The sequence below is a fragment of the Nocardioides renjunii genome, from assembly GCF_034661175.1.
GTDB lineage: Bacteria > Actinomycetota > Actinomycetes > Propionibacteriales > Nocardioidaceae > Nocardioides > Nocardioides renjunii.
The window spans coordinates 1,311,682-1,333,204 of sequence record NZ_CP141058.1 but is presented as its reverse complement, the minus strand read 5'-3'; the positions used below and the strand labels follow the sequence as shown (position 1 = coordinate 1,333,204).

At 73.3% G+C, this 21,523-nt stretch carries 22 protein-coding genes; 9 read left to right on the top strand and 13 right to left on the bottom strand.

Annotated features, from left to right (window positions below; all coding sequences use genetic code 11):
* Window positions 1–21: 21 nt before the first annotated feature.
* Window positions 22–2,136: a DEAD/DEAH box helicase gene (locus SHK17_RS06330; RefSeq protein WP_322921487.1), complete on the bottom strand. Its 2,115-nt coding sequence runs from the start codon at window positions 2,134–2,136 to the stop codon at window positions 22–24.
* A gap of 195 nt (window positions 2,137–2,331) precedes the next feature.
* Window positions 2,332–3,639: a phenylacetate--CoA ligase PaaK gene (paaK, locus tag SHK17_RS06325; RefSeq protein WP_172270678.1), complete on the bottom strand. Its 1,308-nt coding sequence runs from the start codon at window positions 3,637–3,639 to the stop codon at window positions 2,332–2,334.
* A 47-nt stretch (window positions 3,640–3,686) separates the two neighbouring features.
* Here paaK and SHK17_RS06320 point away from each other — a divergent pair, with 47 nt between their 5' ends.
* Window positions 3,687–4,331 carry a TetR/AcrR family transcriptional regulator gene (locus SHK17_RS06320; RefSeq protein WP_322921486.1) on the top strand — a complete coding sequence of 215 codons (645 nt, stop codon included), beginning with the start codon at window positions 3,687–3,689 and terminating at the stop codon, window positions 4,329–4,331.
* On the opposite strand, the gene paaI is transcribed toward SHK17_RS06320, so the two are convergent.
* From paaI to paaA, 6 genes are all read right to left on the bottom strand, one after another.
* Window positions 4,267–4,713 carry a hydroxyphenylacetyl-CoA thioesterase PaaI gene (gene paaI / locus SHK17_RS06315; protein WP_322921484.1) on the bottom strand — a complete coding sequence of 149 codons (447 nt, stop codon included), beginning with the start codon at window positions 4,711–4,713 and terminating at the stop codon, window positions 4,267–4,269. The genes SHK17_RS06320 and paaI overlap by 65 nt on opposite strands.
* Entirely contained in the window at window positions 4,706–5,764 is a 1,059-nt protein-coding gene (gene paaE, locus SHK17_RS06310; protein WP_322921482.1) for a 1,2-phenylacetyl-CoA epoxidase subunit PaaE, read from the bottom strand. Before paaE ends, paaI begins: the two co-directional genes overlap by 8 nt.
* Window positions 5,764–6,279, bottom strand: a complete 516-nt coding sequence (gene paaD / locus SHK17_RS06305; RefSeq protein ID WP_322424629.1) for a 1,2-phenylacetyl-CoA epoxidase subunit PaaD — start codon at window positions 6,277–6,279, stop codon at window positions 5,764–5,766. The genes paaE and paaD overlap by 1 nt, the downstream gene beginning before the upstream one ends.
* Window positions 6,276–7,211, bottom strand: coding sequence for a 1,2-phenylacetyl-CoA epoxidase subunit PaaC (paaC, locus tag SHK17_RS06300; protein ID WP_322921480.1), 936 nt, complete (start codon window positions 7,209–7,211; stop codon window positions 6,276–6,278). Before paaC ends, paaD begins: the two co-directional genes overlap by 4 nt.
* 93 nt (window positions 7,212–7,304) lie before the next feature.
* Entirely contained in the window at window positions 7,305–7,685 is a 381-nt protein-coding gene (gene paaB / locus SHK17_RS06295) for a 1,2-phenylacetyl-CoA epoxidase subunit PaaB (protein WP_172270668.1), read from the bottom strand.
* On the bottom strand, window positions 7,682–8,647 hold the full coding sequence (paaA, locus tag SHK17_RS06290; protein ID WP_322921479.1) for a 1,2-phenylacetyl-CoA epoxidase subunit PaaA: 966 nt from the start codon (window positions 8,645–8,647) through the stop codon (window positions 7,682–7,684). Before paaA ends, paaB begins: the two co-directional genes overlap by 4 nt.
* A gap of 135 nt (window positions 8,648–8,782) precedes the next feature.
* On the opposite strand from paaA, the gene paaZ reads away from it, so the two are divergent.
* Genes paaZ through SHK17_RS06275 form a run of 3 tightly spaced genes read left to right on the top strand, consistent with a single transcriptional unit; the run spans window position 8,783 to window position 11,404 of the window.
* Complete coding sequence (paaZ, locus tag SHK17_RS06285; protein ID WP_322424632.1) at window positions 8,783–10,813, top strand: phenylacetic acid degradation bifunctional protein PaaZ; 2,031 nt, start codon at window positions 8,783–8,785, stop codon at window positions 10,811–10,813.
* 17 nt (window positions 10,814–10,830) lie between these two features.
* Window positions 10,831–11,130 carry a hypothetical protein gene (locus SHK17_RS06280; protein ID WP_322921478.1) on the top strand — a complete coding sequence of 100 codons (300 nt, stop codon included), beginning with the start codon at window positions 10,831–10,833 and terminating at the stop codon, window positions 11,128–11,130.
* Window positions 11,131–11,188: 58 nt separating this feature from the next.
* Entirely contained in the window at window positions 11,189–11,404 is a 216-nt protein-coding gene (locus SHK17_RS06275) for a hypothetical protein (RefSeq protein WP_322921477.1), read from the top strand.
* Between the two features lie 13 nt (window positions 11,405–11,417).
* Here the strand turns inward: SHK17_RS06275 and SHK17_RS06270 are convergent, their stop codons facing one another.
* Both SHK17_RS06270 and SHK17_RS06265 read right to left on the bottom strand, forming a co-directional pair.
* Complete coding sequence (locus tag SHK17_RS06270; RefSeq protein WP_322921476.1) at window positions 11,418–12,074, bottom strand: SDR family oxidoreductase; 657 nt, start codon at window positions 12,072–12,074, stop codon at window positions 11,418–11,420.
* Between the two features lie 24 nt (window positions 12,075–12,098).
* Window positions 12,099–12,308: a hypothetical protein gene (locus SHK17_RS06265; RefSeq protein WP_172270656.1), complete on the bottom strand. Its 210-nt coding sequence runs from the start codon at window positions 12,306–12,308 to the stop codon at window positions 12,099–12,101.
* A 106-nt stretch (window positions 12,309–12,414) separates the two neighbouring features.
* Here SHK17_RS06265 and SHK17_RS06260 point away from each other — a divergent pair, with 106 nt between their 5' ends.
* A complete protein-coding gene (locus SHK17_RS06260; protein WP_172270654.1) occupies window positions 12,415–13,401 on the top strand; it encodes an LLM class F420-dependent oxidoreductase in 987 nt (328 codons plus the stop codon).
* Between the two features lie 12 nt (window positions 13,402–13,413).
* Here SHK17_RS06260 and SHK17_RS06255 read toward each other — a convergent pair whose 3' ends face one another.
* From SHK17_RS06255 to SHK17_RS06245, 3 genes are read right to left on the bottom strand one after another with little or no spacing between them, the layout of a single operon-like run.
* Window positions 13,414–14,436, bottom strand: coding sequence for an LLM class flavin-dependent oxidoreductase (locus SHK17_RS06255; RefSeq protein ID WP_172270652.1), 1,023 nt, complete (start codon window positions 14,434–14,436; stop codon window positions 13,414–13,416).
* 14 nt (window positions 14,437–14,450) lie between these two features.
* Entirely contained in the window at window positions 14,451–15,380 is a 930-nt protein-coding gene (locus tag SHK17_RS06250; RefSeq protein ID WP_322424635.1) for a cation diffusion facilitator family transporter, read from the bottom strand.
* A 4-nt stretch (window positions 15,381–15,384) separates the two neighbouring features.
* Complete coding sequence (locus SHK17_RS06245; protein ID WP_322921474.1) at window positions 15,385–16,056, bottom strand: hypothetical protein; 672 nt, start codon at window positions 16,054–16,056, stop codon at window positions 15,385–15,387.
* A 79-nt stretch (window positions 16,057–16,135) separates the two neighbouring features.
* Between SHK17_RS06245 and SHK17_RS06240 the strand changes: the two genes are divergently transcribed.
* The 4 genes from SHK17_RS06240 (at window position 16,136) to SHK17_RS06225 (ending at window position 21,493) form a co-directional block, all read left to right on the top strand.
* A complete protein-coding gene (locus SHK17_RS06240; protein ID WP_322921472.1) occupies window positions 16,136–16,831 on the top strand; it encodes a GntR family transcriptional regulator in 696 nt (231 codons plus the stop codon).
* Window positions 16,828–17,868, top strand: coding sequence for a 1-aminocyclopropane-1-carboxylate deaminase (locus tag SHK17_RS06235; protein WP_322921471.1), 1,041 nt, complete (start codon window positions 16,828–16,830; stop codon window positions 17,866–17,868). The genes SHK17_RS06240 and SHK17_RS06235 overlap by 4 nt, the downstream gene beginning before the upstream one ends.
* A 236-nt stretch (window positions 17,869–18,104) precedes the next feature.
* Window positions 18,105–18,707 carry a GNAT family N-acetyltransferase gene (locus SHK17_RS06230; protein ID WP_322921470.1) on the top strand — a complete coding sequence of 201 codons (603 nt, stop codon included), beginning with the start codon at window positions 18,105–18,107 and terminating at the stop codon, window positions 18,705–18,707.
* Between the two features lie 92 nt (window positions 18,708–18,799).
* Window positions 18,800–21,493, top strand: a complete 2,694-nt coding sequence (locus SHK17_RS06225; protein WP_172270640.1) for an FAD/NAD(P)-binding protein — start codon at window positions 18,800–18,802, stop codon at window positions 21,491–21,493.
* Window positions 21,494–21,523: the final 30 nt, after the last annotated feature.

Here is a 21,523-nt window from a genome sequence, read left to right as displayed (position 1 = left end):
GGGACAAGCCGCGTGCCCCCGTCAGCCGAGCTCGCGCTCCAGCGCCTCGGTCAGCAGCGTCACCAGGGCCTCGGTCTGGATGTTGGCCGAGGACGTGACCTCCTCGTCAGAGCCGTCGAGCGCCCGGGCGGCGAGGCCGGCCTTGGAGTCGATCAGCTCGGCGATCCGCGTGTCGATGGTCTGCGCGGCGATGATCCGCCACGCGGTGACGGGGTCGCTCTGCCCGATCCGGTGCACGCGGTCGATCGCCTGCGTCTGCTCGGCGTCGGTCCACGACAGCTCGGACAGCACCACGTTGGACGCCACCTGCAGGTTGACGCCGACGCCGGCCGCGGCCAGCGAGCAGACGATCACCTGCACGTCGGGGTCGTTGACGAACGCCTCGATGGCCCGCTCGCGCGCCTTCGGGGTCTGGTCCCCGCGGATCGAGGCGTGCTTGAGCCCGCGCCGGGTGAAGGTCTCCTCGGCGATGTCCATGACGTCGACGTGGCGGGCGAAGAAGACGACCTTGCCGACGTTGCGCGCCAGCTGCGCGGCGTAGTCGGCGGCGAGCCCGGCCTTGGCGCGGCCGATGCGGCGGAACATCGAGAAGACGTTCTCCCCACCCGTGCCCTGGTCCATCTCCTCGCGCTCCCACGTCGCGACGCGGCGGACGAGCTCGTGGTCGATGCCCTCGACGACGGAGCCCGTACGACGGGTCTCGAGCGCCGCCCTGTAGCGCTGCACGAGCCGCCGGGCGAGGTCGTCCTCCGCCGCGCGGATCGAGCGGGTGTCCTCGTCGTCGAGCTCGACGGGGATGTCGGCGATGCGGCGGGCCGGGATGTCCTCGGCGACGTCGACCTTGCGGCGCCGCACGATGCCCATGTCGATGACGGCCTTGCGGGCCGCGGGGTAGAACGGGGCGTCGGCCGGCGTCAGCTCGGTCTCCTCGAGCCGCTCCATCAGCCGGGCCATCGGCTTGGTGTCGTCGATCCAGCCGAGGAACTGCCAGATGGCGCGGAAGTCCTCGATGTCGTTGATCAGCGGCGTGCCGGTCAGCGCCATCAGCAGCGGGCGGGCGGTGCGGGTGCGCAGCCGCTCGGACAGCTCGAGCACGTGGCGCGAGCGCTGCGAGGTCTTGTTCTTGATGAAGTGCGCCTCGTCGACGACCATCCCGCGGAAGCCGAAGCTGCCGAGCCAGCCGGCGTGCCGGTCGAGGATCTCGTAGTTGACGATGATGACGTCGGCGAACGCGTCGACCTGGTCGCCGTCGCCGTGGATCACCGTGGCGCGGCGGCGCGGGGTCCACCGCTCGGTCTCGCGGGCCCAGTTGGTCTTGACGACGTTGGGGCACACGACCAGGAGCGGGAACGCGTCGGCGGCCTGGGCGGCCAGCAGGGCCTGCGCGGTCTTGCCGAGGCCGGGCTCGTCGGCCAGCAGGAAGGTGCGGTGGCCCTCCGCAGCAGCGGCGATCAACCGGGCCTGGTGCGGCATGAGCTCGAGCTTGCCGGGCGCGTTGAGCGAGGTCGCCTCGGGAAGGTCCATGCACGAGGACGAGCCGCCGAGCTCGAAGGAGCGGAACAGCGGGCCGAGGAGCTCCCACGTCGCCAGCTGCCCGTGGACGCTGCGGCGCTCGCGGCCGATGTCGAAGTCGGGGACGAGGAACGGGTTGGCCAGCTGGTGCTGCACGACCGACTGCGGGATGACGCGGCGCTCGAACAGGCCCGGGCCCGACTCGTCGTCGGGCTTCGGCTCCTCGGCGACGGCCTCGATGCCGGCCTTGCGCAGCATCTCCAGGCGCAGGTCGCGGGCGCTGTCGGTGATCACCGAGTCCTCGGACAGCAGGCCGAACAGGGAGGGGTCGCGTGTCGCGGTCTTGGCCAGGATCGTCGCGATGCCGTCGAGGCGCTTGAGCTCGTCGGCCTTCTGCGCGTCGCTCAGCTCGGTCGAGGCGCGCACGTGGGTGCGGTGCTCGCGCGCCAGCAGCGCCACGACCTGGAACCGGACGCGTTGTCCCGGCGCCAGCGGGCCGCGCTGGACCGCGGACTCGAGCTCGCGCACCGCCCGGGCCAGGACGGGGACGATGCCCTCGTTGTCCTTGTGGCGGGCGTGCGCAGGGGTGCGGCGACTGCCGCGTGAACGCTGGCGCTGGGCCAAGGTGTCCTCCCGGACGGGGTACGCGTCGTGGAGCAGGCGAGCCTGTCGGCGCTGACCTGCACGGCGCGGCGTGGAGGTGTGGAGCGGGCGTCAGGTGCGCGGTGGCCGGTGGATCTGGGGTGATCACAGCGGTACGGCGTCTGGAACGCTGGGACCACTGTAGCCCCCGGGGGTGCCTTGCCGGTAACCAACGCCTCAGCGCGTCGGACGGTGGTCGACGATCCGTCGCATCTTGCCCACCGACCGCTCGATCGAGGCGACGTCGACGACCTGCACCGCGACACTGACGCCGATCGATTCCTTGATCCGCCGCACCAGCTCGTCCTGTGCGAGCGCGGCCTCGTGCGCCGAGGTGCCCTCCCGGCGCTCGACGAGGACGGTGAGGCTGTCGAGGTTGTCGGCGCGGTCGAGGTGGCACTGGAAGTGCGGGGACAGCGCCGGCAGGCCCAGCACGACCTCCTCGATCTGCGTCGGGAACAGGTTCACCCCGCGCAGGATGATCATGTCGTCGGTGCGACCGGTGATCTTCTCCATCCGGCGCATGGTGCGTGCGGTGCCCGGCAGCAGCCGGGTGAGGTCGCGCGTGCGGTAGCGGATGACCGGCATCGCCTGCTTGGTCAGCGTGGTGAGGACGAGCTCGCCCTCCTCGCCGTCGGGGAGCACCTCACCGGTGACCGGGTCGATGACCTCGGGGTAGAAGTGGTCCTCCCAGACGTGCAGCCCGTCCTTGGTCTCGACGCACTCGCTGGCGACGCCCGGCCCGATGACCTCGGACAGGCCGTAGATGTCGACCGCGTGCATGTCGGTGCGCTCCTCCATCTCGCGGCGCATGTCGTTGGTCCACGGCTCGGCGCCGAAGATGCCGACCTTGAGCGAGGTGGAGCGCGGGTCGACGCCCTGCGCCTCGAGCTCGTCGATGATCGAGAGCATGTAGGACGGCGTCACCATGATGACGTCGGGCTCGAAGTCGCGGATGAGCTGCGCCTGGCGCTGGGTCATGCCGCCCGAGACCGGGACCACGGTGCAGCCGAGTCGCTCGGCGCCCGCGTGCGCGCCGAGCCCGCCGGTGAACAGGCCGTAGCCGTAGGCGTTGTGCAGGATCATCCCGCGGCGCCCGCCGGCCGCCCGGATCGAACGCGCGACGACGTCGGCCCACATGTCGAGGTCGTCGCGGGTGTAGCCCACGACGGTCGGCTTGCCCGTCGTGCCGCTCGAGGCGTGCACGCGCACGACGTCCTCCCGCGGCACGGCGAACATCCCGAACGGGTAGTTGTCGCGCAGCGTCGCCTTGGTCGTGAACGGCAGCCGCGCGAGGTCGGCGAGCGACGCGATGTCGTCGGGGCCGACCCCGGCCTCGTCGAACGCCCGCCGGTAGTGCGCGACGTTGTCGTAGGCGTGCCGCACCGACCACCGCAGGCGGTCGAGCTGCAGGGCGCGCAGCTCGTCGAGCGGCGCGGTCTCGACCGGGTCGAGGTCGCCGGGTCGCGGGCTCAGGTCGTGCACGGTGCGGTCCTCCGGGTCGGGAGCGGGGTCGTGGGAGGCTGTGACCCATGGTGGAGGGAGCCGCGCGACGCGGACGGCCGGGTCACGACCAGCAGTCGGTGCTGCGCGTCGCGGTCGACCTCTTCAACCGCCAGGGGTACGACGCCACGAGCGTCGGTGACGTCGCCCGAGAGCTCGGGATCACGAAGTCCGCGATCTACCACCACGTGCCGAGCAAGGAGCACCTGCTCCAGAGCGCCGTCGACGAGGCGCTCGACGCGCTGACCGCCGCGCTCGACGAGGTGGCGGCCGACGACGGCCTCGACGCCGAGCAGCGCCTGCGCGCCGCGGTGCGCAGCAGCGTGGTCGTCCTGGTGGGCCACCTCCCCGCCGTGACGCTGCTCCTGCGGGTGCACGGCAACACGCCGGTCGAGAAGGCCGCGCTGGCGCGGCGTCGCGCGCTCGACGAGCGGCTGGCCGACATGGTGCGGGCCGCCGTCGACGAGGGCGTGCTGCGCGAGGACGTCGAGCCGCTGGTGATCAGCCGGCTGCTCTTCGGCATGGTGAACTCGCTCGTGGAGTGGCTGCGTCCCGGGGTCGACGCGGAGGCGCTGGCCGACTCCGTCGCGGCGCTGGCCTTCGACGGGCTCACCCACGGGACGCGCCTGCCGGGTCGGGCAGCGTCCGGCTCCGGCCGCGGAGCTCGGCGATGACCTCGCCGGAGTCGGCGTCGTCGGCGCGCACCGTGACGTCGTAGATCCCGGAGCGCCCGCGCAGCGACACCACCCGTGCCTCGGCGTGGAGCGTCTGCCCTAGCCGGGCGGGGGCCAGCAGGTCGATCGAGAAGCCGGCGGCGACCGTCGCCGGACGGTGCGAGTTGCAGGCCAGCGCGAACGCGGAGTCCGCGAGGGTGGCGATGAGGCCGCCGTGGCACAGGTCGTGGCCGTTGACCATGTCGCTGCGCACCGGCATCGACACCCGCGCCCGACCCGGACCGACCTCCACCAGGCGCATGCCCAGCATCGCGCTCGCCGCGTCGTCGGCCCACATGGCCACTGCGGGGTCGGACGTGGGGTCGGGCGCCGGGTCAGGCATCGAAGTCGACCGTCACCGCGTCGCTGACCGGGTAGGTCTGGCAGGTGAGCACGAACTGCTGCTCGACCTCGGCCGGCTCGAGGGCGTAGTTGCGGACCATCTCGACCTCACCGTCGACCACCTGGGCGCGGCACGTCCCGCACACCCCGCCCTTGCAGGCGAACGGCACGTCGCTGCGGACGGCCTGCGCGGAGTCGAGGATCGTCGTGCCGCGCGCCACCGGCGTGGTCGTCGTACGCCCGTCGAGGACGACGGTGACGTCGCTGGTCACACCCTCCACCACCCGGTCGGCGTGGCGGAGCGTCGGCGGCGGCTCGTCGACGAAGAACAGCTCGAAGTGGACCTTCTCCGGGGGCACCCCCAGCTCCGCCAGGACCGCCCGCGCGTCCTCGACGAGACCGAGCGGCCCGCAGATCCACACGTGGTCGAGCGCGGCGACCGGCACCTTGAGGGGCAGCAGCCGGCGGAGCCGGTCGGCGTCGAGGCGGCCGGAGAAGAGCTCGACGTCGCGCGGCTCGCGGGAGAGCACGTGCACCAGGTCGAAGCGGGGGCCGTGGAGGTTCTTGAGGTCGCTGAGCTCCTCGGCGAACATGACGGACGTCGTCTCGCGGTTGCCGTAGAGCATCGTCACCGAGCTGGCGGGGTTGTCGAGCACCGACGCCGCGATGGAGAGCATCGGCGTGATGCCGGAGCCGGCGGCGATGCAGAGGTGCCGGCCGGCGAGGGCGGGGTCGGCGCGGAAGCTGCCCGACGGGGCGGCGACCTCGACCCGCTCGCCGGGCCGCACCTGGTGGATCAGCCACGAGGAGAAGATGCCGCCGGGGATCTCGCGCACGCCGATGCGGGGAGGAGCGCCGGCGGGGGCGCAGATGGAGTAGGTCCGGCGGTGCTCGACGCCGTCGACCACCCGGCGCAGCGTGAGCGACTCCCCCGGCTCGAAGTCGAACAGCTCGCGCAGGTCGTCAGGGACGTCGAAGGTGACCGCGGCCGCGTCGTCGGTGAGCGGGTCGACGTCGCGCACGGTCAGCTCGTGGAAGACCGGGCCGGCCATCAGATCTCCTTGAGGTGGTCGAAGGGCTCGAGGCAGGAGGTGCAGCGGTACTGCGCCTTGCACGCCGTCGAGCCGAACTCCGAGACGAGGTCGGTGGCCGGCGAGTCGCACTGCGGGCAGCGGACCTGACGGGCCGTGGGCAGCAACGTCAGCGGGATCGGCCCGTCGGTCGACGGCGCAGGACCGGGCGGCGAGATGCCGGCCGCCGCGAGCGCCGTACGGCCCTCCGGGGTGATCCAGTCGGTCGTCCAGGCCGGGTCGAGGCTGACCCGGACGTCCACTCGGTGGAAGCCGGCGCCGGTGAGCTCGCGGACCAGGTCGTCGCGCATCGCGGCCATCGCGGGGCAGCCGGAGTAGGTCGGGGTGATGTCGACGACGACGTGGCCCTCCCCCACGACGTCGACGTCGCGCAGCACACCGAGGTCGACGAGGGTGAGCATCGGCAGCTCGGGGTCGGTGACCGTGGCCGCCACGCGACGGGCGCGGTCGAGCGTCGTACGGCTCAGGAGACTCACCACAGCCCCCTCGGGTGGGCCCGGGCCACCGACTGCATCTCGGCGAGCATCCGGCTCAGCGCCTCGCCGTGCATGCCGTCGCGGCCGGTGCGACCGAGCACGCCGGCACGACGCGCCACCTCGGGGCGGGGCACGTCGGCGGCGGCCAGCACCTGGTCGAGGACCGCCTCGGCGGCGTCATGGACCGTGGCCGGGTCGACCCCGACGCCCGACGCGGCTGCGGCCGCCTCGACCGGGTGGGTGTCGAACAGCTCGGGCCACAGCGGCCACAGTGCGGCGAGCGCGGCCAGCAGCCGGCGGCGCGACTCGTCGGTCCCCCGGGCGAGGGTGACGAACCAGCGGGCGGAGTAGTCGCGGTGGTAGGCCAGCTCCTTGACGCCCTTCGTCGCGACGGCGGCGAGGACGTGGTCGCGGCTGGCGCGCAGCTCCTCCCACACGGCCAGGCGCCACGTGGAGAACAGCAGCACCCGCACGGTCGCCTCGGCGAAGTCGCCGTTGACGAGCTCGGCGAGGCGGACGTTGCGCAGCTCGTGGGCCTCGCGGAAGAACGCGAGCGCGTCCTCGGGCGGTGCGGGCGAGCCCTCGGGCAGCGCCGGCACGACCGACTCGTCGGCCTTCGCGGCGCGCGCGAGCAGGAGCCGCGCCTGGCCGAGCAGGTCCAGCGCGATGTTGGACAGCGCGATGTCGTCCTCGAGGTCCGGCGCGTTGCTGGTCCACTCCGCGACCCGGTGCGACATGACCAGGGCGTCGTCGCCGAGCATCAGGGCGTACGCCGCCAGGGTCGGAGCGTCCACGCCGTCGGGGATCGTCGTGTCGACGCCGGCGAGCGGGTCCTCGAAGTCGGTGCCGAAGGCCCAGTGCGCGTCGTTGACCAGCAGCCCGGAGTAGGCGCTGTCGTGCTCGTCTTCCGAAGTCATGTGGATGTCAGGCATCAGGTTCTCTCGTCCGACTGCTGGAGGGACCGGGGTCCCCGCGGCGTTGTTCTGGAGGAGCGCAGCGGGGGAAGAAGAACGTCGTGGGGTGGTTCACATGTGAGGGACGTTGTCGGGGATGTCGTAGAACGTCGGGTGGCGGTAGACCTTGTCGCCGCTGGGCGCGAACATCGGGTCCTTCTCGTCCGGGCTCGACGCCGTGATCGCGTCGGCGCGGACGACCCAGATGCTGACGCCCTCGTTGCGCCGGGTGTAGACGTCGCGCGCGTGCAGCAGCGCCATCCGGTCGTCGGCGGCGTGCAGCGACCCGACGTGCACGTGGTTGAGGCCGCGCTTGCCGCGCACGAAGACCTCGTAGAGCGGCCACTCCGGCTCGGGCGGCGTGACGCCCTGCCCGGTCGGCACGCCCTGCAGTGGCACCGCACCGTGCCCGCCCTCGGCGCTGAGGTCGCGTCCGGTCGGCTGGTCGCTCATCGGGCGCCCCCCGCCTGCGACGCGGCGTACGCCGTCGCGGCCTCGCGCACCCACGCGCCGTCCTCGTGGGCGCGGCGGCGGTGGGCCATCCGCTGCGCGTTGCAGGGACCGTTGCCCTTCACGCCCTCCATGAACTCGTGCCAGTCGGGCTGGCCGAAGTCGTGGTGACCGCGCTCCTCGTTCCAGACGAGCTCGGGGTCGGGCAGCGTCACGCCGAGCGCCTCGGCCTGGGGCACCGACATGTCCACGAACTTCTGGCGCAGCTCGTCGTTGGTGTTGCGCTTGATGCCCCACGCCATCGACTGGGCGGTGTTGGGCGAGTCGGCGTCGGGCGGGCCGAACATCATCAGCGCCGGCCACCAGAAGCGGTCGACCGACTCCTGCACCATCGCTCGCTGCTCGTCGGTGCCGCGCATCATCGTGGCCAGCAGCTCGTAGCCCTGGCGCTGGTGGAAGGACTCCTCCTTGCACACGCGGATCATCGCCCGGCCGTAGGGGCCGTAGGAGGTGCGGCACAGCGGCACCTGGTTGCAGATCGCGGCGCCGTCGACCAGCCAGCCGATGGTGCCGACGTCGGCGTAGGACAGCGTCGGGTAGTTGAAGATCGAGGAGTACTTCTGCTTGCCGGCGATGAGCAGCTCGGTCAGCTCGAGGCGGGAGACACCCAGCGTCTCGGCCGCGGAGTAGAGGTAGAGCCCGTGGCCCGCCTCGTCCTGCACCTTGGCCAGCAGGATCGCCTTGCGGCGCAGGCTCGGTGCGCGGCTGATCCAGTTGCCCTCCGGCTGCATGCCGATGATCTCGCTGTGGGCGTGCTGGGCGATCTGCCGCACGAGCGTCCTGCGGTAGCCCTCCGGCATCCAGTCGCGTGGCTCGATCCGGTCGTTGCGCGCGATGGTCGCCTCGAAGTGGCGCTCGAGCTCGTCGGGCGTGGCGGCGTCGCGCGAGGTGTCGGTGAGGGACATCCGGCCTCCTGGGCTCGGTCCGGGCCGGGCGTCCGGACCACATTTACTGACCGATCGGTCTGGTATTAGTGTGTCACCAGTCACTCCGGCACGCAAACACCGGCGTGCGCCCGCCCGCCACCCGAAGGGGACACCGTGACCCGTCTGCTCGAGAGCTACGCCGCCGGCCGCTGGTACGCCGCCTCCGCCGAGGGCGACCCGCTCCTCGACGCCGCCACGGGCGAGGAGGTCGCGCGCATCTCCAGCGCCGGTCTCGACATCGCCGCGATGACCGACCACGCGCGCCGCGTCGGCGGTCCGGCGATCCGGGAGATGACGTTCCACGAGCGCGCGCTGCTGCTCAAGGAGCTGGCCACGCACCTCACCGGCCTCAAGGACGAGCTCTACGAGCTGTCGCTCGCCACCGGCGCGACCCGGCGCGACTCGATGATCGACATCGACGGCGGCTTCGGCACGATGTTCAGCTACTCCTCCAAGGGGCGCCGCGAGCTGCCCAACTCCCACGTGGTGTGCGACGGCGACCTCGAGCAGCTCGGCCGCACCGGCGTCTTCCTCGGCCAGCACGTCTACACCTCGCGCCCGGGCGTCGCGGTGCAGATCAACGCCTTCAACTTCCCCGTGTGGGGGATGCTCGAGAAGCTCGCGCCGGCCTTCATCGCCGGCCTGCCCTCGATCGTGAAGCCCGCCAGCCAGACGGCCTACCTCACCGAGCTCGTGGTCCGCCGCATCGTCGAGTCGGGGATCCTCCCCGAGGGCTCCCTCCAGCTGCTCGCCGGATCGGCCGGCGACCTGCTCGACCACCTCGGCGTGCAGGACTCCGTGGCGTTCACCGGGTCCGCCCACACCGCCGGCATCCTGCGCCAGCACCCCTCGGTGCTGCACGGGGGCGTGAGCCTCCAGGTCGAGGCCGACTCGCTCAACTGCTCGGTGCTCGGACCGGACGTCACCTCGGGCGACCCCGAGTGGGACCTGTTCGTCAAGGGCGTCGTCACCGAGATGACCGCCAAGGCCGGGCAGAAGTGCACGGCCATCCGCCGCGTGATCGTGCCGGCCGCGGCCGCGGAGGAGATGACCGAGGCGATCACCGCCCGCCTCTCGACCATCACCGTCGGCGACCCCGGCGACGAGTCCGTCCGGATGGGACCGCTCGCCTCGCTCGGCCAGCGCGAGGAGGTCCGCAAGGCCGTCGAGGCACTGCGCTCCTCCGCCGACGTCGTCCACGGCGACCCGACCTCGACCACCGGCTTCGCGGGTGACGGCGAGCGCGGCGCCTTCATGGAGCCGGTGCTGCTGCGGGCACGCGCGGGCGCCGTCGAGCCGCACGACGTCGAGCCGTTCGGCCCGGTGTCGACCGTGATGTCCTACGACTCGCTCGACGAGGCCGTCCGGCTGGCCGCCCGCGGCAAGGGCTCGCTGGTCGGCTCGGTCGTCACCCACGACCCCGAGGTCGCGCGCACGCTCGTGCTCGGCCTCGCGCCCTGGCACGGGCGCATCCTGGTCCTCGACCGGGACGACGCCCCGGAGTCGACCGGCCACGGCTCCCCGCTGCCGATGCTCGTGCACGGCGGCCCGGGTCGCGCCGGCGGCGGCGAGGAGCTCGGCGGCGTGCGCGGGGTGCTGCACCACATGCAGCGCTCCGCCATCCAGGCCTCCCCCGACATGCTCACCGCCATCACCGGCCGGTGGACGCGCGGCTCCGAGCGCACGATCACCCCCGAGCACCCGTTCCGCCACTCGCTCGCGACCCTGCGGGTGGGCGACACCATCGCGTCGGAGCCGCGGGTCATCTCGCGCGAGGACATCGACCACTTCTCCGACTTCACCGGTGACACGTTCTACGCCCACACCGACCCCGAGGCGGCCGCGCAGAACCCCCTCTTCGGCGGGATCGTGGCGCACGGCTACCTCATCGTCTCCATGGCGGCCGGCCTGTTCGTCGACCCCGCCCCGGGCCCCGTGCTCGCCAACTTCGGCGTCGACCACCTGCGCTTCCTCACCCCCGTCAAGGCGGGCGACGCCATCGCGGTGACGCTGACGGTCAAGCAGGTCACCCCCCGCTCGTCGGCCGACTACGGCGAGGTCCGCTGGGACGCACTGGTGACCAACCAGGACGGCGAGCCGGTCGCGACGTACGACGTGCTGACCCTGGTCGCCAAGGAGGCCTGACCCACTAGCGTGCCGCCATGACCAGACCCGTGCAGCGCATCGTCGGCATCATCGTCCTGCTCGTCCTCGGCATGCTGAGCCTGCCGGTGTCGGCGTCCCTGCTCGACGCCCAGGGCACCGAGAACTGGATCGTCCCGGTGCAGCTCCTCGCTATGGCGCTGCTCGGCGCCGCCGTGACCGTGGCCCTGCCCGGCCTCGCCAGAGAGGGCGCCTCCACCGGGCGACGGGCGATGACCGGCGCCTGGTGGGGCCTGCTGGCGGCGCTCGTCGGAGTGGTCGTGTTCTGGCTGCTGCTCAACGGCTTCGAGGGCGCCTGACCCGATCTGCGGCGGCAGGCGCCTCGGCTGGCGGAGGCGATCGCGCTACGGTGCCGCCATGGCGAAGAAGTCCTGGGGCGACATGACGCCCATGCAGAAGAACATCGTGGTCGTCGCGGGGATCGTCGAGGTCGCCGTCACCGCCTGGTGCGCACGCGACCTCAAGGAGCGACCCGCCGACCTGGTCCGCGGCCCCAAGCTCCTGTGGGGGCCCGCGCTGTCGGTGCAACCGCTCGGCCCGATCGCCTACCTCGTCTGGGGTCGCAAGCGCTGAGGCGTCACCGGGATCAGCCGGTGTAGCGCACCTCGCTGCGCCACGCGGACTCGTCGGTCGTGACGGCCGCCCACAGCGCGTCGGCGACCCGGTCCGGGGTGAACGCGCCCTCGCGGGCGAGCGTGCCGCACACGGTCACCGACACGGCGCGGATGCCGTCCTCGCACAGCGCCTTGTCGAGGCTGTGCACGAGGTTGCGGACGCCGGCCTTCTGGACCCCGAGCGAGGCCGCTCCCTCCCACGGCTGGTCCGCGGCCATGCTGCCGGTGACGCTGATCCGCGCGCCGGCGGACATGTGGGGCCGTGCCGCCTGCACCACCGTCAGCAGTGCGCCGACCCCGAGCGCGACGTCCTCGAGCAGCTCGGGGACCGTCAGGGTCAGCGGGTCCTTCTCCCGGTAGGCGCTGGGGTTGAAGTGCAGGACGTCGATCCGGCCCGTGTGCTCGCCCATGCGGCGTACGGCGTCGCGCGCGGCCCGGTCGTCGGTGACGTCGACGACCGCGTGGCCGACGGCGGCGCCCCGTGCCTCGAGGTCGGGGACCAGCTGGTCCAGGACCTCCTGGTCCTGGCCCAGCAGGCCCACGTCGTGACCGGCGTCGGCGAAGCGCCGGGCCACCGACCCGCTGACGCCCGGGCCGGCCCCGACGACGACGATGACCGGTCTGCTCATGCCGACAGTCCTACCGCACGCGGGTCACGGCTTGTGCGGGTGCTCGCCGGTCGGGTCGTCCGGGATCGCGTTGGGTCCCTGGGCGCCCTCGTCGACCTCGCCGGGGTGCGGGTCGGGCTGGCCCGCCACGGAGTCACCCGAGCTGATCTGCTCCCCGAACTCCGACGCGGTCTCGGAGACCTGGCCCTCGTTGCCGTCCTGGTCGGTCTTGTCCTCGTTGGGTGATGCGCTCATCGTGGTCCTCCTCGTGGGTGTGCCTCCACACAAGCACCGGGCACCTGACGAGGGCTCACCTGAGTGGGTGGTGGGCGGTCCCGGCCGGGCTGGCTACGGTCGTCACATGACGCGTTTCGGCTACACCCTGATGACCGAGCAGAGCGGACCCCGGGAGTTGGTGGGCTACGCCGTCGCCGCCGAGCGGGTGGGCTTCGACTTCGAGGTGTCGAGCGACCACTTCTCGCCGTGGCTGACCGAGCAGGGCCACGCGCCGTACGCCTGGACGACCCTCGGGGCCGTCGCGCAGGCGACCGAGCGCGTGGGCCTGATGACCTACGTGACGTGCCCGACGCTGCGCTACCACCCCGCTGTCGTGGCCCAGAAGTCCGCGACGCTGCAGATCCTCGCCGAGGGACGCTTCACGCTGGGCCTGGGCAGCGGCGAGAACCTCAACGAGCACGTCGTCGGCGAGGGCTGGCCGGCCATCGCCGAGCGCCAGGACCTGCTGGCCGAGGCGATCGAGGTGATCCGGTCGCTGCACACCGGCGAGCTCGTCGACCACCGCGGCGACTTCTTCCAGGTCGACTCCGCCCGCATCTGGGACCTCCCCGAGGAGGGCGTCGAGATCGGCGTCGCCGTCGCCGGGGCCCGCGCGATCGAGCGGTTCGCCCCGCTCGCGGACCACCTCGTCGCGACCGAGCCGGACGCGGAGATCATCCAGAACTGGAACGACGTCGACGGCGCGCCGCGCATCGGCAAGGACGCGCGGGCCGTCGGGCAGATCCCCATCTGCTGGGACCCCGACGAGGAGGCCGCGATCGCCCGGGCGCACGAGCAGTTCCGCTGGTTCGCCGGCGGCTGGAAGGTGAACGCCGACCTCCCCACCCCGGCCGGGTTCGCCGGGGCGACGCAGTTCGTCCGCCCGGAGGACGTCGCGGAGTCGATCCCCTGCGGCCCCGACCTCGACAAGGTCGTGGAGGCGGTCTCGGCCTACTGGGAGGCCGGCTTCACCGACATCGCGCTCGTGCAGGTCGGCGACGAGGGCCAGGACCGGTTCCTCGACGAGGCGGCCGGCCCGCTGCTCGAGAAGCTGCGGGCGGCCGCCCCCTGAGGACCGCGGGGCTCAGCGCCAGCCGAGGTCCGGCGCCACGTCCGTGAGCACCGTCTCCAGCAGGTGGGCGTTGTAGTCGACACCGAGCTGGTTGGGCACCGTGAGCAGCAGCGTGTCGGCCGCCGCGACCGCCTCGTCGTCGGCGAGCTCCTTCACCAGGATGTCCGGCTCCGCGGCGTACGTCTTGCCGAAGACCGCGCGCAGGTCAGCCTCGATCTGGCCGAACTGGTCGGAGCTGCGGCCCTCGTGGCCGAAGTACATCCGGTCGAGGTCGGTGGTGATCGGCATGATCGAGCGGCTCACCGACACGCGCGGCTCGCCCTCGTGGCCGGCCTCGCGCCAGGCGTCGCGGAAGACCTCGATCTGCTTGCGCTGCTGGACGTGGAACGGCTCGCCGGTCTCGTCGGCCTTGAGGGTCGAGCTCATCAGGTGCATGCCCTTCTCAGCGGTCCACCGAGCCGTCGCGTCGGACGCCGCCCCCCACCAGATGCGGTCGCGGAGGCCCGGCGAGTGGGGCTCGGGACGCAGCAGGCCGGGCGGGTTGGGGAACATCGGCCGCGGGTTGGGCTCGGCGAAGCCCCTGCCCTCGAGCACCTGCAGGAAGACCTCGGTGTGTCGGCGCGCCATGTCGGCCTGGTCCTCGCCCTCGGCGGGCTGGTAGCCGAAGTAGCGCCAGCCGTCGATGACCTGCTCCGGTGATCCCCGGCTGATGCCGAGCTGGAGCCGGCCGCCCGAGATGAGGTCGGCCGAGCCGGCGTCCTCGGCCATGTAGAGCGGGTTCTCGTAGCGCATGTCGATCACGCCGGTGCCGATCTCGATCCGGCTCGTACGAGCGCCGACCGCGGCGAGCAGCGGGAACGGCGAGGCGAGCTGGCGCGCGAAGTGGTGGACGCGGAAGTACGCGCCGTCCGCGCCGAGCTCCTCGGCCGCGACCGCGAGGTCGATCGACTGCAGGAGCGTGTCGGAGGCCGAGCGCACCGCGGACTGCGGCGAGTCGGTCCAGTGGCCGAAGTTCAGGAACCCGATCTTCTTCATGACTGGTTCAACGCTCAACCACCCTCGTTGTTCCCGAGGAGGCTCGGCGGGCGACCCGGCGCGGCCAGGGACAGCACGGCCCGGGCGACCTCGGGGCGTTGCTCGAGCTGGTCCTCCAGCCGCTGCAGCTCCTCGGCGGCCTCGCTCTCGCGGTCGTCGCCGGCCAGGTCGACGGAGCCGACGAGGAACAACCGGTCCGGGCCGACGTACTCCAGGTGCAGCGTGCTGACGGACTGCACCTCGGGCCGCGCGCGCAGCCACTCGAGGACCGCGGCGTAGGCCCGCGGGTCCGCGACCTGGCCGACGAGGAAGGCCATGTTGCGGCGCAGCAGGTAGATGGCGATCCACCCCAGCAGGAGGCCGACGAGGATGGAGCCGATGGCGTCCCACACGGGCTGGCCGGTCGCCTGGTGCAGCGCGAGGCCGGCGGCGGCGATGAGGATGCCGGTCAGCGCGGCCGCGTCCTCGAAGAAGACGGCGCGCAGGGTCGGGTTCGACGTCCGGTCCAGGAAGGTCGCCCGGCTCAGGTCGGCGTCCCGCGCGCCGCGGCGCACCTCGCGGCGGGCCTGGAGGAAGGAGATCCCCTCCAGCACCAGCGCCACCCCGAGGACGAGGTAGGCCCACAGGTAGTCGGCCTCCTGCTCCTCCGCGTCCAGCGACTGGATGCCGTGGATCACCGACACCGCGGCGCCGACCGCGAAGAGGCCGAAGGCGGCGATCATCGACCACACGTAGGCCTCGCGCCCGTGCCCGAGCGGGTGCGCGCGGTCGGCCTCCCGCGCCGACCTCCGCTCGGCCACGACGAGGAAGACCTCGTTGCCGGCGTCGGCCCACGAGTGGGCGGCCTCGGCGACCATCGACGCCGAGCCGGTCACCGCCGCGACGAGGCTCTTGAGGACGGCCAGCGTGGTGTTCGCGGCGAGCGCGATGACGACGGTGAGCACGGTGTCAGCGCGCCTGCTCCAGCCGGACGTCCCGGCCGGTGGTCGCGTCGATCCCCTGCCCGGCCCGGCTGCCGACGTACGCCCGCTCCCGCAGGCTCGCCAGCCACGCCGGGCCGAGCCGCCAGCCGGCGGGCGGGTGGAGGACCGGGTCGAAGGCCGGCCGGTCGAGGTCCGAGCGGCGGGTCACCTCGATGGTGCCGACCTGGACGTCACCGTCCCGCCCGACGACGCGCAGGCCGAGCCGCACGGGCAGCCTGCCGATCAGGACGTCCGGGTCGGGCGAGTCGAGCCGCGTGTCCGACACGTCGACCAGCACGTGGAGGCGCTCGACGTGGGGGGCGCGCCAGTACATGAGCGAGGTGAGGGTCGACCTCGCCCACCGGCGGCTCGGGCTCAGCACGAAGCGCCGCCAGCCGGTGCTGCCGGGACCCGTCGTGCACAGGAAGTCGACGGGCGGCTCGTGGAGGAGCCGCACGGCGATGCCGAGGAGGTCGGGGACCCCGCGCGGCGTCCCGATCCCCTTGGAGAGCCGGACGAGGCAGTCGACCTCGCCGAGGGGCAGTGGTCCGGGTCCGCGCACCTCGGCCCGGCCCTCGTAGAGCACCCCGTCGGGGTGGAAGGCGGGCGCCGAGCGCAGCGCGGCCAGCTCGCGGAAGGCATCGCGGTAGAGGGGCATGCTGCAGAGGTACCCACGGGACCGCCGCGCCACCACGTGTCCCTTGACACCTCGTGCCGCGCGATGTGCAATATATTGCATGCCGGTCCCGCCGTCCGCCGCCCCCATCCGGACCTCCCTGCTGCGCGACGCCGTCCACGACCGGGTGCGCGACGCGATCGTGGACGGCACGCTCGCCCCCGGCGAGGTCGTGCGTGACACCGAGCTCGCCGCCTGGCTCGGCGTGAGCCGTACGCCGGTCCGCGAGGCGCTGCTCCGGCTGGGCGAGACCGGCCTGGTGCGGGCCGCGCCCGGACGCTCGACCGTCGTCGCCCGGATCGACCTCGACGAGGTGCGCGCCGCCCATTCCGTCGTCGCGGCGATGCACCGGCTCGCGGTCGCCGAGGCGGTCGAGCGCCTGACGGCCGAGGACCTCGAGCTCATGCGCGACGCCAACGCCCGCTTCGCCGCGGCGCTCCGTGGGAGCGACACCGCGGCCGCGCTCCGCGCCGACGACGACTTCCACGCCGTGCCGGTCACCGCCTCCGGCAACCGCGCGGTGGCCACGGTCCTCGACCAGGTCGGCCCGGTCGTGCGTCGCCTCGAGCGGCGCCGCTTCGCCAGCCACGCCGGCGAGGAGTCGGTGGCACTGCACGACCGGCTCGTCGAGGCCTGCGCGGCCGGCGACGCAGACGCCGCGGCCGAGGTCTCGTTCCGGACGTGGCACACCCTCGCCGAGCTCATCCCCGACCCCGACCAGCCCGTGCCCGACCAGCCCAGCCAGGAGACCCCGTGATCCTCGACCAGTTCCCCCGCCACCCGCTGACCTTCGGCCCCTCCCCCGTCCACCACCTCGAGCGGCTCAGCAACCACCTCGCGGCGCGGGGCGGCGGTGCGCAGGTGTGGGCCAAGCGGGAGGACGTCAACAGCGGGCTGGCCTACGGCGGCAACAAGATCCGCAAGCTGGAGTACATCGTCCCCGACGTCCTCGCCAGCGGTGCCGACACGCTCGTGTCCATCGGCGGCTTCCAGTCCAACCACACCCGCCAGGTAGCCGCCGTCGCGGCTCACCTCGGTCTCAAGTGCCGCCTCGTCCAGGAGAAGTGGGTGCCGTGGGACGACCCGACCAACACCCAGGTCGGCAACATCCTGCTGAGCCGGATGATGGGCGCCGACTCCCGCCTCGACCCGCACGGCTTCGACATCGGCATCCGCGACTCGTGGAAGGACGCGATCCGCGAGGTCGAGGAGGCCGGCGGCACGCCGTACGCCATCCCGGCCGGCGCCAGCGAGCACCGCCTCGGCGGTCTCGGCTTCGCCAGCTGGGCCTTCGAGGTGGCCGAGCAGGAGAAGTCGCTCGGCGTCACCTTCGACACGATCGTCGTCTGCACCGTCACCGGCTCGACGCACGCCGGCATGATCGCCGGCTTCGCGGCACTCGAGGACCTCACCGGCGTACGCCGTCGGGTGGTCGGCATCGACGCCAGCGCCACCCTCGACAAGACCCGCGACCAGGTCGCCCGCATCGCCCGCAGCACCGCCGAGCTGATCGAGCTCGGCCGCGACCTGCGCGACGACGAGATCACGGTCCTCGAGGGCTGGGCGGGCGAGCTCTACGGCCTACCGGTCGACTCGACCATGGAGGCGATGGCGCTCGGCGCGCAGCTGGAGGCGATGATCACCGACCCGGTCTACGAGGGGAAGTCGCTCGCCGGCCTGATCGACCTCGTCGCCGGCGGGGAGATCCCCCGCGACTCGCACGTGCTCTACGCCCACCTCGGCGGGCAGCCGGCGATCAACGCCTACCACTCGCTCTGGCCGGCGCAGGGCTGACGCCGAGCCTGTTGACACGTGTCCGAGGAACGGCCCTCGGGGTGCCGGGTGGGGGGCGACAGCTCGGACACGTGTCCGGGCAACGGCCCCGGAGCGCCCGGTGCGGGGCGACATCTCGGACACGTGTCCGGGCACAGCCCTCGGAGCGCCCGTGCCGGGGCAACATCTCGGACACGTGTCCCAGGGCGACCGGCGACCCGATGACCGACGCCGCCACCCGCCGCTAGCGTGGCCCCATGGCCGCGACGCCGCTGCTGCGCACCGACGGGTTCACCGTCCACCCCGCGACGCACGCGAGGTTCGACGACGTCCGCACCATGGTCGGCCCGAAGAACCCCACGTCCAGCGTCTGCTGGTGCCTGAGCCACCGCATCCCCGCTAAGGACAACCGTGAGCTGGCCGGACCGGCGCGCGGGGCCTACGTCGAGGCGCTGACCCGCCGGCGCACCAAGCCGGGCGTGCTCGCCTACGACGGCGACGAGGTGGTGGGCTGGGCGGCCGTCGCGCCGCGCAGCGAGCTGCCCTTCGCCCGGTCCACGAAGATCCCGCACGTCGACGACCAGGACGCCTGGTCGGTGTGGTGCATCCGGGTCCGCCCCGGGCACCGCGGGCGCGGGATCTCCCACGTCCTGCTCGAGGGTGCGGTCGCCTACGCCCGGCAGCAGGGCGCGCCCGTGGTGGAGGGCTACCCCGTCGACAACCAGGGCGCCAGGGTCGACCTCACGATGGCCTACGTCGGCACGCGCAAGCTGTTCGAGGACGCCGGATTCAGGCTCGCCGCGCCGACCGGGGCCACGTCGGCCGGCTTCCCCCGGGTGGTGATGCGGCGCACCGCCTGAGCCGCGACCCGCCGTCGTGCGCCCCGAGTCGCCTCGGCCCGCACCTCCTTGCTACCTTTAGTCAACCAATTCACTGGACAAAGGAGCGCGCCATGGGGTCGAACGAGGGCGACTGTCGAGTCGTGGTGGTCGGTGCGGGCGCCGGCGGGACGCTGGTCGCCACCCACCTCGTCACGGCGCTGTCCTCGCGGTTCCGCGTCGAGCTGGTCGACCCGGTCGCGACGACCGGGCGCGGGCAGGCCTACTCCACCACCGACGACCGCCACCTGCTCAACGTCCCGGCCTCCGGCATGAGCGCGTTCCCCCGCGACCCGGAGCACTTCCTGCGCTGGCTGCGCAACCACCACGACCCGGACTTCCAGCCGCACGAGTTCGCGCCGCGCGCCGTGTTCGGCCGCTACGTCGAGAGCCTGCTGACCACCGCCGCGGAGTTCCCCGGCAACGCCCGCCTCGTACGCCGTCGCGCCGAGGTCGTCGACGTCGAGGGGTCCGGCACCGGCTTCGTCGTCGAGCTCTCCGACGGCGAGCGCCTCGAGGCGCGCGCGGTGGTGCTGGCGACCAGCAGCCGCCCCGGCACCGGCTGGGCGCCGCCGGAGCTGGCGGTCGACCCACGGCTCGTCGCCGACCCGTGGACGCAGCCGATCCCCGAGGAGGGCGACGTCCTGCTGCTCGGCTCGGGGCTGACGATGGTCGACCTCGCGATCAGCGCCGACCGGCCCGGCCGCACGCTCCACGTCGTGTCCCGCTCCGACGCGGTGCCGCACCCGCACGTGCTGCCCACCACTCCCCCGGTCCCGCCGCCGCCGGGCATCACCCGCACCCAGGGCCTCGACGCGCTCCGCTCCACGCTGGCGGCGCACGTCGCGAGCACCGTGGAGAGCACCGGCGACTGGCGCGCGGCCGTCGACGGCCTGCGACCCGTCACCGCCCAGCTGTGGCGCGGGCTGTCGGAGGCCGACAAGCGCCGGTTCATCGCCGAGGACGCCCGCACCTGGGACGTGCACCGCCACCGGATGGCGCCCGCCACCGCCCGCCGCCTGGACGCGGTCGCGGCCGGGGGTCGGCTGGTGCGGCACCGCGGGACGATCGCGGCCGTGCGCGCCGACGACGACGCCCTCCACGTGACGCTCGACGACGGCACCGAGCTCAGCGTCGCAGCGGTCGTCAACTGCACCGGCCCGGTCGGCTCGATCGCCGCCGACCCGCTCCTCGCCCGACTCGCGCACAGCGGCCTGGTCCGTCCCGGCCCGGCCGGCCTGGGCATCGACACCGCCGACGACGGCCGCATCGTCGGCACCCTGCCCGAGACCCGGCCGTTCCTGGCCGTCGGCTCGCTGCGCCGGGGCAACCTCTGGGAGTCGACCGCGATGCCCGAGATCCGCGAGCAGGCCTACGACGTCGCGCGCGTCGTCGGTCGCTCGCTGCACGGCGAGTCGCGGCGCCGCCCGGTCGACCCCTACGGCCTCACGCTCTCGACCAACCGCCGCGCGGCCGCCCGCTACAACGCGGCGCTCGGCCGCCTGCTGCGGCTCCAGGGCGGCGTCGAGGAGGGGTTGGCGCAGGCCGTCGCCGCCGACGAGGGGTTCGTGCAGGCGCACGCCGCGCTGGCGCTGCTCGGCCACGAGTGGGGCGCCACCACGCACTGGCAGGCCTCGCTCCGCGCCGCGCACCGCGCCGCGGCCGAGCGCCACCTCGACGACCGCGAGAGCAGCTTCCTCGACGCCGTCACCACCCGGCTCCGCACCGACGAGGCCACCGGCGCCGCGGCCCTCCTGCGCCACGTCCGGCTCTTCCCGCGCGACGCCCTCGCCGTCAGCGTGGCGGTGCCGACCGTCGCCTTCGGCGGCCTTACCAGCGGCACCCAGACCGCGGAGCTCGTGGAGTCGCTGGGCCGCTCCTACGGCGACGACTGGTGGTACGCCGGCCAGCTCGCCTTCGTCCGCCAGGACCAGGAGCGCTGGGCCGAGGCCGAGGACCTGTCGTCCTACGCCCTCTCGGTGGAGCCCGCCTCCGGGCACGCCGTCCACGCCCGGGCCCACGTCTTCTACGAGACGGGCGACCACGCCGCCGGACTGGCCTGGCTCGACGAGTGGATCCGCACCCGCGGGCCGGAGGCCAACCACCGCTCGCACTTCTCCTGGCACGCCGCGCTCCACGAGCTCATGCAGGACGACGTCGAGGCGGTGCGACGCCGGTTCCGCCGCGAGCTCGACCCCGCGGTGGTCAGCGGCAGCCGTGTCGTCGTCGACAGCGGCTCGCTCCTGTGGCGCGGCCGGGTGACCGGCGCCTGGACCGACGACCTGCCGGTGCGCGAGGTCCGGGCCAAGGCGCCGGCCGAGTGGCTGCGCACTCCCCCGACGCCGTTCGCCGCGATGCACGGCGCCGTGCTGCTGGCGGCCGACGGCGACGCAGCCGCCCTGACCCGGCTGTCCGCACAGGCCGCCCAGCACGAGGACCGCGTCTTCCGCGACGTCGTCGCCCCGCTGTGCACCGGCCTCGTGTCGGTCGTCGAGGAGCGCTGGGACGCCGCTGCGGCGACGCTCGCCGATGTGGTGACCACGATGGACCCGCTGGGCGGGAGCAAGGCGCAGCGCGAGGTCGTCGAGGACACGCTGGTGCACGTGCTGGCGATGGCCGGTCGCAACGCCGACGCGGCCGCGCTGCTCGACCACCGGCTCTCGCGCCGCTCCTCCGCCCTCGACGCTCGCCGCCGCGCCGCGGTGACCGGCGCTGCCAGCGACGCCGCCGGCAGCACGGCGTCGGCCGACGCACCGAGCGGACGCTGAGACCGGCATGCCCGGAGAGGCGCTCGGCTC